14 protein-coding genes are annotated in these 13,433 nt (G+C 33.8%); 11 read left to right on the forward strand and 3 right to left on the reverse strand.

The annotated features are described in order from the left end of the window. The first annotated feature begins 189 nt into the window (after positions 1-189). Positions 190-957 carry a DeoR/GlpR family DNA-binding transcription regulator gene (locus ACYSNW_RS03195; protein WP_461743008.1) on the forward strand — a complete coding sequence of 256 codons (768 nt, stop codon included), beginning with the start codon at positions 190-192 and terminating at the stop codon, positions 955-957. A gap of 354 nt (positions 958-1,311) precedes the next feature. Beyond that, positions 1,312-2,076 carry a DeoR/GlpR family DNA-binding transcription regulator gene (locus ACYSNW_RS03200; RefSeq protein ID WP_461743009.1) on the forward strand — a complete coding sequence of 255 codons (765 nt, stop codon included), beginning with the start codon at positions 1,312-1,314 and terminating at the stop codon, positions 2,074-2,076. A 188-nt stretch (positions 2,077-2,264) separates the two neighbouring features. Here the strand turns inward: ACYSNW_RS03200 and ACYSNW_RS03205 are convergent, their stop codons facing one another. Next, positions 2,265-3,203 carry a 1-phosphofructokinase family hexose kinase gene (locus ACYSNW_RS03205; RefSeq protein WP_461743010.1) on the reverse strand — a complete coding sequence of 313 codons (939 nt, stop codon included), beginning with the start codon at positions 3,201-3,203 and terminating at the stop codon, positions 2,265-2,267. 241 nt (positions 3,204-3,444) lie between these two features. Between ACYSNW_RS03205 and ACYSNW_RS03210 the strand changes: the two genes are divergently transcribed. Genes ACYSNW_RS03210 through lacD form a run of 5 tightly spaced genes read left to right on the forward strand, consistent with a single transcriptional unit; the run spans position 3,445 to position 7,615 of the window. Further along, positions 3,445-3,891 (forward strand): PTS sugar transporter subunit IIA, encoded by a 447-nt coding sequence (locus ACYSNW_RS03210; RefSeq protein WP_461743011.1) that lies wholly within the window; start codon positions 3,445-3,447, stop codon positions 3,889-3,891. A 17-nt stretch (positions 3,892-3,908) separates the two neighbouring features. Further along, on the forward strand, positions 3,909-4,187 hold the full coding sequence (gatB, locus tag ACYSNW_RS03215) for a PTS galactitol transporter subunit IIB (RefSeq protein WP_461743012.1): 279 nt from the start codon (positions 3,909-3,911) through the stop codon (positions 4,185-4,187). 17 nt (positions 4,188-4,204) lie between these two features. Then, positions 4,205-5,560 carry a PTS galactitol transporter subunit IIC gene (locus tag ACYSNW_RS03220; protein ID WP_461743013.1) on the forward strand — a complete coding sequence of 452 codons (1,356 nt, stop codon included), beginning with the start codon at positions 4,205-4,207 and terminating at the stop codon, positions 5,558-5,560. Beyond that, on the forward strand, positions 5,561-6,604 hold the full coding sequence (locus ACYSNW_RS03225) for a galactitol-1-phosphate 5-dehydrogenase (RefSeq protein ID WP_461743014.1): 1,044 nt from the start codon (positions 5,561-5,563) through the stop codon (positions 6,602-6,604). A 3-nt stretch (positions 6,605-6,607) separates the two neighbouring features. Further along, positions 6,608-7,615, forward strand: coding sequence for a tagatose-bisphosphate aldolase (gene lacD / locus ACYSNW_RS03230; RefSeq protein WP_461743015.1), 1,008 nt, complete (start codon positions 6,608-6,610; stop codon positions 7,613-7,615). A 140-nt stretch (positions 7,616-7,755) separates the two neighbouring features. Here the strand turns inward: lacD and ACYSNW_RS03235 are convergent, their stop codons facing one another. Then, positions 7,756-8,361 carry a methyltransferase family protein gene (locus ACYSNW_RS03235; protein ID WP_461743016.1) on the reverse strand — a complete coding sequence of 202 codons (606 nt, stop codon included), beginning with the start codon at positions 8,359-8,361 and terminating at the stop codon, positions 7,756-7,758. A gap of 606 nt (positions 8,362-8,967) precedes the next feature. Here ACYSNW_RS03235 and ACYSNW_RS03240 point away from each other — a divergent pair. Beyond that, positions 8,968-9,939: a diaminopimelate dehydrogenase gene (locus ACYSNW_RS03240; RefSeq protein ID WP_461743017.1), complete on the forward strand. Its 972-nt coding sequence runs from the start codon at positions 8,968-8,970 to the stop codon at positions 9,937-9,939. A 102-nt stretch (positions 9,940-10,041) separates the two neighbouring features. On the opposite strand, the gene ACYSNW_RS03245 is transcribed toward ACYSNW_RS03240, so the two are convergent. Continuing rightward, entirely contained in the window at positions 10,042-10,401 is a 360-nt protein-coding gene (locus tag ACYSNW_RS03245) for a hypothetical protein (protein ID WP_461743018.1), read from the reverse strand. Between the two features lie 523 nt (positions 10,402-10,924). On the opposite strand from ACYSNW_RS03245, the gene ACYSNW_RS03250 reads away from it, so the two are divergent. The 3 genes from ACYSNW_RS03250 (at position 10,925) to ACYSNW_RS03260 (ending at position 13,429) form a co-directional block, all read left to right on the forward strand. Continuing rightward, positions 10,925-11,683, forward strand: a complete 759-nt coding sequence (locus tag ACYSNW_RS03250) for an IclR family transcriptional regulator (protein WP_461743019.1) — start codon at positions 10,925-10,927, stop codon at positions 11,681-11,683. Positions 11,684-11,780: 97 nt separating this feature from the next. Beyond that, positions 11,781-12,428, forward strand: a complete 648-nt coding sequence (locus ACYSNW_RS03255; RefSeq protein WP_461743020.1) for a bifunctional 4-hydroxy-2-oxoglutarate aldolase/2-dehydro-3-deoxy-phosphogluconate aldolase — start codon at positions 11,781-11,783, stop codon at positions 12,426-12,428. Between the two features lie 2 nt (positions 12,429-12,430). Continuing rightward, complete coding sequence (locus tag ACYSNW_RS03260) at positions 12,431-13,429, forward strand: sugar kinase (RefSeq protein WP_461743021.1); 999 nt, start codon at positions 12,431-12,433, stop codon at positions 13,427-13,429. The last annotated feature ends 4 nt before the right edge of the window (positions 13,430-13,433 follow it).

Below are 13,433 nucleotides of genomic sequence, written 5' to 3' on the forward strand. Positions count from 1 at the left end.
AATTAATTAATGATAAGCAGTGATTTTTCTATAATTTTTTGAAAGTCGTTGCTTATTTTTCGGATAAAAAATTTTTGTTACTTTTGTAGTATTCATTTAATTTACACTTACTGCTTGAAATTCTACTTTTCTAAAATAAATATGATATGATAGATTAAATAGAAAGTTGAAATATCAAGGGGATAAAATATGAAATCAGAAGTTAGGCAAGAAGCAATTCTAAAAGAACTTGAAGAGAATAATAATGTGCGTATCCAAGAATTGAGTCAACGATTAAAAGTCACGAGAGAAACGATTCGCAAAGATCTTTATACTTTAGAAAGTAAAGGATTAATCAAAAAAATTCATGGCGGTGCTATTTTAGAAGTTTCTAACCAAGAAACTGATTACGAAAAGCGAAAAAAAGAATTTTTAGAGGCGAAAAAAAGAATTGCAAAATTAGCTGTGTCATATATTGAAGAAGGTGATTCAATTTATTTGGATTATGGAACAACTACTTTAGCATTGGCTAAAGAAATGTTAAAGCTGAAAAATATCACAGTAGTTACCAATACATTGCCAATTATCAATTTACTTTCTAGAAATGAAGCGATTGATTTGATTGTTCCAGGTGGTTCATTAAGGAATAATGAGTCGTCCTTATCAGGTTCTTTTGCATTAAACAACATTGAAGAAATCTTTGTTACGATTGGTTTTTTTGGTTGTAGTGGGCTTGATATTGAACGAGGACTCACTACCCATCATATGGGCGAAAATTTGGTCTCTAAAGCGATGATTCGTCATAGTCAAACGAGTATTGTTTTGGCTGATCAAAGCAAATTTGGAACAGTGGCGTTCAATAAAACAGCTTCTCTTGAAGAAATTGATTTGATTATTACGGATAAGGCAAGAAGTCAGGAAGAAGATCAACAATTAAAGCAATATGGTGTTGAAATTATGACTATAGATAATTATTAATTAATAGAAAAGCGAAAATCAAGCAGTTGGGCTAGAACGAATGGCTATCAGCTACTTTGATTTTTCGCTTTTTTTGCATAAAAATAATAATGCAAAATAAATAATTGCGAATGCAAAATTTTGTGGTATGATAATGTTAACGGTTCCAGATTATCTAGACAATAATTTGAGGCGAAAAGCGATTAACTTCTAGAGTTAAGCTATGATGCATTATAGCGTTCCTTCTTCGTAATAAGGAATAGATTTCCTAGAAAGTTGCTTTTGTTCCAATTTCCCCACTCACTATCTTCAATCACTTTTGTGGTTTAGTAAAATAAAAAAATTTTATCGATTATTTTAGAAAGGAAGGAAAGGATGAACTCTAATCAAAGAAAAGAATATATTTTATCAATTCTTGAAGCCGAACGCTCCGTTCGAATCAATGAATTGAGTAGAGAATTAAAAGTTACGAGAGAAACGATTCGAAAAGACTTGTATACTCTTGAAAAAAAAGGCTTAATCAAAAAAATTCATGGTGGAGCAATACTAGAGAATCATACTCAAGAAACAGATTATGAGAAAAGAAAAATAGAAAAAGGTGAGGAAAAGGCTAAGATTGCCAAATTAGCAGTTCAATTTATTGAAGAGGGAGATACAGTTTACTTGGATTATGGAACAACAACATTAGCTTTAGCAAAAGAAATCATTAAACTTAAGAATATTACGGTTGTTACCAATACAATTCCAATTGTCAATTTGTTATTGAAAAATGATACAATCGATATCATTCTTTTAGGTGGATTATTAAGAAAAAACGAAGTCTCTTTGTATGGGCCATTTGCTACGAATAATACGCAAGATATATTTGTTAACTTTGGCTTTTTTGGTTGTAGTGGAATTGAGGCAAATGCAGCGATTACTAGTCATCATACTGGAGAAGTTAGTGTTTCCAAAGAAATGATTAAACAAAGTCAAACAAGTGTTGTTCTTGCTGATCATAGTAAATTCGGGATGGTTGCATTTAATCGAACCGCTTATTTTGAAGAAATAGATATGATTATTTCGGATGTTTTTGCTAAAGAAGTAAAAGAGTATGCGACGATTTTACAACATGGAGTGGAGCTGGTTTTAGCAGAGTAAATAGGTTCCCATGCTATTTTTAGCGTAACTTAAATTCTAAAAAAGCGATAACTCACAGCAATTTTTGGTTGAGTTATCGCTTTTTTATTAAGGTAAATTGACGTAAAAATTTTTCTGCTAAAGATGACGATTCAAATTTTACATAGATTTAAGGATGATTTACAGATTCTTTTGCAGTTGAGTTGGTTTTATTTGTACTGTTTCACTTCTAATTCAGCATATATTTTTTTAATATCCTGCTCACTTAGTTCGGGAAACCAGTGTAGAACATTAGCAGTTGAATAGCTAATTGCTTTTTTTAATGTAGTTATTGTTTTTTTATTGAGGACCCAATTTTTTACCAAAGCGCCCAAAAAGAAATCTCCACAAGCGATTGGATTTTTTGCATGAAAAGATGGTGCTTTTATATGAATGATTTCGTTATTCATTTTAGCGATGATTCCTTTTTCTCCTAAGGTAATGATAAAAATTGGGATAGCGGCTATTTGTTTTGAAACAAGTAAATTAACATAATCTTGGATTGTTTCCAATTTTGTATTTGGAAATAAATCGACTATTTCTTCATCATTAATCTTGATAGCATAAGGCTTAGCTTTATAAGCTTCAATCAGAGCTTCTCCACTTGTATCAACAAAACAACGAATTTCTTTTTTTTCTACTAATCGTATAAAGTTCGCAATATAATCAGTTGGCATCCCTTTCATCAATGAGCCACTAAAAACAACTACATCCTCTTTTTGAACTGATTCTAAAACTTTATTATTAAAAATTTGCAATAATTTTGCATCAAGTTCAAAACTATTTTCATAAATTGGATAAGTTTTTCTTTTTTCAGTATCCATTACAATAGTGCAAACACGAGTATTTGCATCGATTTGAGTGGCAATCAAATCGGTGTTATTTTGCTTTGCCAAATTTTTAAGCAAAATCCCATTACGTCCTCCTAGAATCGTGTGAACACAAAAATCTACTTTCGGTTCTTCAAAACCAATTGCATATGCGACATTAAATCCTTTTCCACCAGCAAATTCTCGAACGTCATAAGGTCTGTTTGGGCTAGCTTCTTTAAAGTTACGAACTAGTAAAGTGCGGTCAATTGCCGGATTTGGGCAAATCAAATGAATCATTTTTATTCAACTCCTTTTTTAGAAAGAATACCACTATCGCAAAAATTAATCAATCTAATTAATTTATTTATTTTGCAATATAGGTCTAAAAACGTTTTTAAACTTATTTTTATTGCTTTTTTTAATTAAAGCAAAAAAAAATATTGCATAAGCAAAATTTTGTGGTATGATGTTGGTAACGATTACAAAACAAGTAGTTTTGATCGATGAAAACTTAGTTTGCTAAAAAAGGAGGAAGAGGATGATTTCACAGGAGTTTATGTACTGTAACCACTCATTTCATAATCAAGAAGCATTATTCAATCAGTTGGCACAAGATTTAGTCAAGAAAGAAATAGTTCAAGATGGTTTTGCTCAGGCTTTGAAAGATCGAGAAGTAGAGTTCCCGACTGGCTTACCAGTCAAACATGGAGTGGCAATTCCACATACAGATGGGCATTTAGTAAATCAAGATCAATTATTATTTGTAACTTTGGAAAACCCAATTATTTTTAATGAAATGGGAGGCGATGAAGATGATAAAGTAGCAGTGAAAGTAGTTATTATGTTAGCAGTGAAAGATGGTAAAAAGCATTTGAACGTTTTACAAAATTTGATTGAAGCAATTCAAAAAGACGGATTTGTGACAGCGTTATCAGCATCTAAAAATTCAGCTGAAATGGAAGCAATTATAAAAAACTATTTATAAAGAAAGAAGGAATTATCATGAAAAAAGTTATCGTAGCTTGTGGAGGCGCTGTAGCAACATCGACTGTTGCGGCCAACAAAATTAGAGAATTAGCAAAAAAAGAAAATATTGCTGTCGAAGTAACGCAATGTCGAGTAAATGAATTAGAGTCTAAAAAAGACGGCGTTGATTTAATTGTTACAACTGCCAAAGTCAAAAAGGATTATGGAGTGCCTGTCGTTCATGGGGTGGCATTTGTTTCAGGTGTAAATATCGCTGCAACTGAAGAGAAGATTTTAGATATTTTAAAAAAATAAGAACAGGAGAATAGAAAATGGGCGTTATTCAATATATTGTCGATTTAGGGGCAAGCGTGATGTTGCCAATCGTTATCATGATTTTAGGCTTACTTTTACGTCAAGGGATTGGCAAGTCGCTACGTGCGGGAATTACAATCGGGATTGGCTTCGTTGGAATTGGCTTAGTTATCAGTTTGTTGACTGAAAATTTAGGCGCAGCAGCAGAGTCGATGGCAGAAAATTTTAATTTAGGCTTAAATGTTGTTGATTTAGGTTGGCCAGGAACATCCCCAATGGCGTGGGCCTCTGATATGGGATTGATTGCGATTCCGATTGCAATCGGTGTCAATGTAGTCATGTTGCTACTAAAAATGACAAAAGTAGTCAATGTAGATATTTGGAATATTTGGCATATGGCATTTACAGGTGCAATTGTTCAAGTTGCTACTAATAGTTTTTACTTAGGAATCTTAGGCGTTGTTGTTCATGCTGTGATTGCTTATAAACTCGGTGATATGTTCGGAACAGTAACAGATGAGTATTTTGGATTAGAAGGAATTGCGATTCCTCATGGCTCTTCTGCTTATATGGGCGTTTTTGCAGCTCCAATCGATGATTTAATCGATAAAATTCCTGGACTTAATAAAATTACCATTACTTCAGATAAAATCGAATCAAAATTAGGAGTCTTAGGACAACCAACAATCGTAGGAGCTTTTCTAGGTTTTGTTATTGGATTATTAGCTGGATATGAAATTGGCGACTGTTTACAATTAGCGATTCAAATGGCTGCGGTAATGGTGTTAATGCCTATGGTTGTAAAACTGATTATGGAAGGTTTGATCCCGATTTCAGAAGCAGCACGTAAATTATTAGATAAGCATTTTTCAGGCAGTGGATTAAAAATCGGTTTAGATCCAGCGCTATTATTAGGTGATTCTCAAGTTATCGCGGCTAGCTTGATTTTTGTTCCATTGACAATTTTGATTGCAGTAATCGTACCTGGAAATCAGGTTTTACCTTTTGGCGATTTGGCAACAATTGGCTTTTTTATTGCTATGGCAGTGGGGGTTCATAAAGGGAATTTATTCCGCACGTTGATTTCAGGGTCAGTCATTATGTTCATTACAATTTGGATTTCTAATCAAATGATTAGTTTGCAAACCTTATTAGGGCAAAATGAGGGCTTAGTTGGAGCTGGAGAACGGGTTTCATCTTTGGATCAGGCAGGAAGTCCAATTACTTACCTACTTGCAAAAGGATTGACGCTTGAAATGGGGATTGGTTTCTTTGTTATCTTGGTCGTTTATATTGCTGCATTTAGTTATACCTTTGTTAAATATAAAAAAAATACTTTATATATAGAAGATCCAGAAGGAGTGGAAGAATAAGTGAAGGCATTAGTAGTAACAGATAACCATCAGATGGAGCTTCAAGAAATCGAACAGCCACGATTGACAGCAGGGAAAGTGTTGATAAAAGTTGCCTATTGTGGGATTTGTGGTTCTGATTTACCTAGATATTTTGCTGGTGGTGTTCATTCATTTCCACAAATTTTAGGACATGAATTTTCAGGTGTTGTTGAAGCGGTCAGTGACACGGTGACACAAGTATCCGTTGGTGATCGAGTAGCGGTGGCTCCGTTAGTTCCTTGTAGTACTTGTGAAAATTGTCAAAAAGGTGAACCAGCTATGTGTACGAATTATAGTTTTATCGGCTCACGCGAACAAGGTGCAATGGCTGAGTATATTGTTGTGCCAGCTCGAAATTGTGTGAAAGTTCCAGATACATTGTCCTTAAAAGAGGTTGCATTGTTAGAACCACTAACAGTAGCTATTCATGGTATCGAAAGAGTTAATATTCCTGCTGGAGCAACTGTCTTTGTATTAGGTGCAGGAACCATTGGTCTATTAACCATTCTTTCTTTAAAAGCAATGGGTGCAGGTCGTGTCATTGTTGCGGATTTAAATGAAAAAAAATTAACATTAGCCAAAAAAATTGGTGCGGATGAAGTAGTGAATCCAGCGAAAAATACATTAACTGAATATTTTAACCAACATGAATTACCAGAAGTCGTTATCGAAACTGCTGGAAGTTCAATTACTCAACGGCAGGCCATTGAATTTGTTCAAAAAAGAGGGAAAGTTGTTTTCGTGGGAACGAGTACGAAAGATGTTGTTTTCGACCCAGAAACTTTTGAAAAAATTTTACGCGGTGAACTAGAAGTTACTGGTTCTTGGATGTCTTATTCGGCACCTTTTCCAGGATATGAATGGAGGGCAGGTTTAAATTATATGTCCTCAGGGAGAATCGATGTAAAACCATTAATCACTGATTTATATCAATTGGAAGATGTGGTAAAACCTTTTGAAAAAATGATTGAACCAAATTCAGAAGCAATCAAACTGCTATATGCAATTAATGAGGAGAAATGAAAAATGAAATCAATCAACGAGAAAAGATATGCGTTATTACAAAATACAAGTAACGAAGCTGGAATTATTGGTGCTTTGGCTATAGACCAGCGTGGTGCGCTAAAAAAAATGATTACCAAATATAAAGAAGAAGCTACGACAAAAGATATCGAAGAATTTAAAAAAATTGTTTCTGAAGAATTGACACCCTATGCAACATCGATTTTATTAGATCCAGAATTTGGTTTGCCAGCAGCTGAAGCTCGTGCCAAAACTGCAGGTTTGTTATTAGCCTATGAAAAAACTGGTTATGATACTTCGACACCTGGTCGTCTGCCGGATTCACTGAATGATTGGTCTGTGAAACGTTTAAAAGAAGCTGGAGCAGATGCTTGTAAGTTTTTACTCTATTACGATATTGATGAATCAGATACGATTAATGATCAGAAAAAAGCTTACATGGAACGAATCGGTTCGGAGTGTATGGCAGAAAATATTCCTTTTTTCTTAGAATTAGTTTCTTATGATGCAGAGATTACTGATACTTCGTCAAAAGAGTATGCCAAAATCAAACCTCATAAAGTAAATGATATGATGAAAGAATTTTCTGATCCTCGCTATAACGTAGATGTTTTAAAAGTAGAGGTTCCCGTCAATATGTCTTATGTTGAAGGATTTGGAAGTGAAATCGTTTATTCAAGAAAAGAAGCTTTGGATTTTTTTAAAGAACAAAGTGAAGGAACTTCGTTGCCATTCATTTTCCTAAGCGCTGGTGTTAGTGCTAATCTTTTCCAAGAAACATTACGATTCGCTAAAGAAGCAAATTCAGCTTTTAATGGTGTTTTATGTGGCAGAGCAACTTGGGCAGATGGTGTCGAACCATTTGTTACACAAGGAGAAGCGGCAGCTCGTGACTGGTTGAAGACAGAAGGACGAAAAAATATTGAAGAACTAAATGCAGTATTGAATGAAACAGCACATTCTTGGCATGATAAAATCAAACTAAAGAAAAAAGCAAACCGATTTTCTTAAATCAATTCATTTAAGAAGCATTTTATTACCAAGTAGCGATAAATCACCTTTGAAATTTTTGTGATTTATCGCTTTTTGGTATCTGAGTTACTTTGGTTCTCATTGTCTAGAATTGAACTATGAAACGAGAGTCTGATATTTTAATGCTGTTTCCTTGATTCAATAACTAAGTATCTTGGTGTTTTTGCCATATAATTCAAATAATCCTGACCGAATGTTTTTATTAAATATTTTTCTTCTTCAACAATCTGCAAGTGCAAGTAAAAAATAGTTAGAAATGAAAACAATAACAAAATTAGGTTAGGTTCAGCCAACAAAATTCCTAAATAAAATAAATCAAAACCGACAAATGCAGGATTTCTACTTAATTTGTATATTCCAGTAGTCGTAAGTGCTGTTTTTTGAGTTTCATCTACACCGGCACGCCAATTATTTCTCATTGTTATAATAGCAAAAGTAAAAAATACAATTCCTATAATTGCAAGAAGACTTCCTAAAGATTTTATCAGGAAATTGGTTGGAAGCAAAAAAAGAAAATTAAAATCAAACAAACTTACATATTGAATCGCAGCAGTTGCATAAGTAAAAAAAAGTAATTTTTTTTCATTTTTCATTGTTTGAGCAGGTTTTATACCTTTAGATAGTCTATTTGTTGCGATTTTTTTTCGTTTTAATTGAATCTGTTTGCTGAAATAAATGATGTAAAATAGACTTATTAAGCCTGCGATAAAAAATGTAAAAAACATAATCGTTCCCCCCTCTAAAATATATATGATTATCTATTCATATGAAAATTATATCATATGATGATTAGATAAGCAAAGAGAATTATAGGGGGAATTCAATGAAGAAATTAATTTAGTTAATCGTTCTTTGTTATTTTGTTTAAAAGGGTGTGGTTAGCATTTTTTTAAATGATATAATGTAAAAATCGTTTTATGATAATTAATATTCGTTTATCGTTTGATGAAAAGTAGCAGAACTATTATTTAAAAGTTATCCTACTACTTAAGTGAGAGAAATGTTTTTTGGCCCATACCAGTTTGTAAAACTAACAAAATGGGAATCTAGTAGCTATATTTTCAGGCCGAAATTGCGGTAGTTATTATTATGGGTTAGACAAAGGTAAAGAACAATTTTGAGGGTTATTTCATTTTGTGCCAACTTCGGTTGATTGCTAGTAAAAATAAATTAAGTAGAGGATCGAATTTTTTTGGCTCTAAACGTTTTTTTACAAGTTAGATAAATAATGTGAGAAATTATGAATGAACAAGGTAGATTCTATAATTAATAACTGTCAAAGGCGTTTTTCTTTTGGTATACTTTTAATTAAAAGAATGGGGGAGAATAAAATGATAAATGTAGCAATTGTCGGCTATGGAAATTTAGGCCGTGGGGTAGAGCGTTCATTAAAGCAAAATCAAGAGATGAACTTGGTTGGTGTGTTTACAAGAAGAGCACCAGAATCGGTTGCAACTGAAGGGGCTTTAGCGTTTAAAATGGACGATTTGTTGACAAAGAAAGACGAAATTGATGTGTGTATTTTATGTGGTGGATCAGCCACAGACCTTCCAGAACAAACACCAGAATGGACTAAATTTTTTAATACGGTAGATAGTTTCGATACCCATGCAAAAATTCCAGAGCATTTTGCTAAAGTTGACCAAATCGCTAAAGCAAATCATACAACTTCAATTATTTCAACGGGCTGGGATCCAGGTTTATTTAGCTTAAATCGTTTGTATGCGCAAAGTATTTTACCTGTGGGACAAACAACAACTTTTTGGGGAAAAGGAGTAAGTCAGGGACACTCTGATGCATTAAGAAGAATTAATGGGGTTGCAGATGCAGTTCAATACACGATTCCTAATCACGAAATCATTGAGAAGCTTAAGGCAGGAGAAAAATTAAATTTAAGTACTCGAGACAAACATTTTAGAGAATGTTTTGTAGTTCTTGAAACAGGAGCGCAAGAAGCTACTATAAAAGAAGAGATTGTTTCGATGCCTAATTATTTTGCCGATTATGATACCGAAGTCCATTTTATTTCTCAAGCTGAATTAGAAAAAGATCATAAAGCGATGCCTCATGGCGGAACTGTTCTTCATACAGGAGCGACTCATAAATCAACCAATCAAGTGATTGAATATAACTTGCATTTAGATAGCAATCCGGAATTTACGGCAAGTGTGTTGGTTGCCTATGCTAGAGCCTGTGTTCGTCTTTCAAAAGAAGGAATCAATGGTGCGTTGACTGTCTTAGATATTGCACCAAAATATTTATCACCGAAAACAGACGCAGAATTAAGAAAAGAATTGCTCTAAATAAATGAAAATCACTGCTTAAATAGCGGTTCTAAATAGGTATCAACGGTTAGAAAAAAATCATCTAAAAATCCAGTAAAGGGTTTTAGATGATTTTTATTTTTAACTTAAATTCGCTTTGATTTCTTCATATACCGTTTCAGCATCTTCTAATTCAATAACTATTTCTTGATACGTTTCATCGGTAACTTTTAAAATAATTCCTTGATTTCCTTGATGAATATTAATAAAGAAACGTTCTCCTTTTTCAAAAAAAGTTCCTTCTGCTGCATAACCAGGAATAGAAAGTCCAATTCTAGGTGTCCACCAGCCTAAATAGTCACTTGTTTTTAAATTTTCAATATAATCAACGGATTGAACATTTTCTAAAGGAATTATAATTTCGCTTTTAAGGGCTAAAATTTTGTTCATTCCTTCTAATTGGATTGTGATTTTTCCGTTTTCAATCGTTACTTTGGTCATATCCATTCCTCCTATAACTTCAACGTATTTGTACTTTGATAACTGATTCAAGTAATTATATAAAGAGAAACCAGGATACGCAAATGATTATGTGTTTAAAAGAAAAAAATTTAAAAATAAAATTTTAATTAAGGATGTTACAAAAGTGGTTAGCTCCGAGAACCAAGTAGCTACGATGCATCATCGAATCACTGTGTTCTTCGTGATTTATCGCAATAAGAAGGAATTTCCGAAAATGACAAGAAACAGGAAAGATTCTCTTTAGATGTTGAATGATTCCTACTTGGTGTTCTTCAAATTTTCGGCTTGTTTTATAAGAAAGTGAGCGATTCACTTTCTTAGTTGGGATTGCCAGTTCTATAACTGGCTGATTGTTTTATGCCGTTTATTCAGGTTTAGAAGTTAGAACAAAAGTGTTCTTTACTTTTGTCTCACCCACCTTTACAGTTAATTCTAGAGAAATGCTATCTATTTTCAATTAAATTTGCTATAATTTTCTTATTAAGAAATCGAGGTGTTTTATATGGAAAAAACCAAACCTTATGGTACAGTGCTGATTAAAGCAGCAGCCATCTTGGATATAATCGCTGAACATCCTGATAGTACGTTGCAGGAAATTGCGCAGGCAGCTAATATGACGAATTCAACAACATTAAAAATTTTAGATACACTTAATCTGATTGGCTATACTCAAAAAAGAAAAAATAAAACGTATAGCTTAGGGTCTAAACTTATTCGCTATGCTAATAAGAACATCGAACAAATTGATTTAATTGAGCTGACATTACCTTATTTGGAAAAATTACAGTTGGCAGTAGACGAAACGATTCATTTAGGCATTTTAAGCAATGATGAAATTTATTATATCAACAAATTAGAGCCAAAAAATCAATCCATTCGTATGTCTTCTAAAATAGGTATCGCTCGACCTTTATATAGTTCGGCTATGGGAAAAGCCGTTCTAGCGGAGTATTCTGAAGAAGCCTATCAAGAGTATTTAGCTACACACGAACTGATTCCTTATACAGAAAATACAATCACTAATTCAATCAAACTAGCAAAAGAAATCGAAAAAATTAAACAAACGAAAATTTCTTACGATAATGAAGAGATGGAAGCTGATATTTTTTGTATAGGTACAGCATTAGTCGTGGATGAGCAAATCGTAGGAACACTTAGCGTAAGTTTGCCTAAATATCGAGTAACAAAAGAATTAGAAGAGAGTGTTATCCAACAAGTTTTAAAAACGAAAAACCAAATTGAAGCAAACTTAAAAAAATAAAATGAAGTGGTTGCAATTAAGGGAAAGTATTGTATAATGAAGTTGTTGATTTCCTTATAATAAAAAAAGATTTCCAAATAAGAAAAGAGGAGTTACGATGAAGCGAACAAATATCTTGATCCGTCTAGAACAAGCAGGTGTAATTGCAGTTGTTAGAGGAAAATCGAAAGAAGAAGCTTTAAAAGCAAGTGCAGCAATAGTTGAAGGAGGCTTGTATGGAATTGAGCTGACTTTCACTGTGCCCCAAGCTGACGAAGTCATTAAGGAATTAGTTGAAGTATATAAAGAAAATGACAAGGTTGTAATTGGAGCAGGAACAGTTTTGGATGCAACAACCGCTCGCTTAGCTATTTTAGCTGGAGCTGAATACATTGTCAGTCCATGTTTCGATAAAGAAACAGCGATCCTATGTAATTTGTATCAGATTCCTTATCTACCGGGTTGTATGACAATTACTGAGGCAAAAGAAGCACTAAAAAGTGGCGTAGATATTGTCAAATTATTTCCAGGTAGTGCCTATGGACCAAGTATCATCGGCGCATTCAAAGCACCAATGCCGCAATTAAATATTATGCCAACAGGTGGTGTTTCATTAGATAATTTAGCTGAGTGGTTTGCAGCAGGAGTCGTTGCTGTTGGCGTTGGTGGAAATTTATTGAAACCTGCTGAAACAGGAGATTTTGATCAAGTTACCGCAGTTGCTCGGCAGTATGCTGATCGATTTGCCGAAATCAAAGGAGTATAAGCATGGGAAAAGTAGTCACTTTAGGTGAAATCATGCTACGACTATCTACTCAAGCTGGTATCAGAGTAGCACAAACGCAACAATTTGAGGCACATTATGGTGGAGGAGAAGCGAATGTCGCTATTTCTTTAGCTAATTATGGACATCAAGTAAAATTTGCTAGCAAAGTTCCTGAAAATGCACTGGGAGAAGCTGTAAAAAAACATTTACAACGTTATGGTGTTGATACAGAATTCTTATTAAGAGGTGGATCTCGCTTAGGAACTTATTACATGGAAGCAGGAATCGGTGAGCGATCAGCCAAAGTCACTTACGATCGAAAAGGTTCTAGTTTTGCGGAAATGCTCGCGTTAGAATGGGATTTGCAAAAATTATTTCAAGATGTTGATATTTTCCATATTTCCGGTATCACGCCAGCTTTATCTGAGGTATGGCAAAAATTAACCATCGATTTGATTGAAATAGCCAAAAGCTATGGATGCAAAATAAGTTTCGATATTAATTATCGCGGGAATTTATGGACTCAGTTAGAAGCTGGAACGGTTATCCGAAAAATTTTACCGTTTGTTGATTATTGTTCAGCTGGTAAATTAGATGCCATTCATTTTTTAGGGAGTACAGAAACACAAGATAAATCGTTAGTCGAGTATTATCAGGAAATGACTGAAAAATTTCCTTCTATAGAAGTGATGTATTCGACAAAACGACAAGTCAAATCAGCTAGTGAGAATACATTAGTTGGAACAATATGGACTGCTTCAGGATATTATGAATCTCAAGTTCATGATATTGCACCAATCGTTGACCGTGTCGGAGGTGGCGATGCGTTTTCTGCAGGTGTGTTACATGGGATTTTAACGGACCAAACTATGCAGGAAACGATCGATTTTGCTACTGCAGCATCTGCCTTAAAGCACACAATACATGGAGATTGTAATCAATTTAGTGAGCGAGAAGTACAAGAATTTTTAGCTGCTGGCTCAGGAAAAATAATTCGATAAAAAA

This window comes from Enterococcus sp. LJL99, from assembly GCF_054871725.1.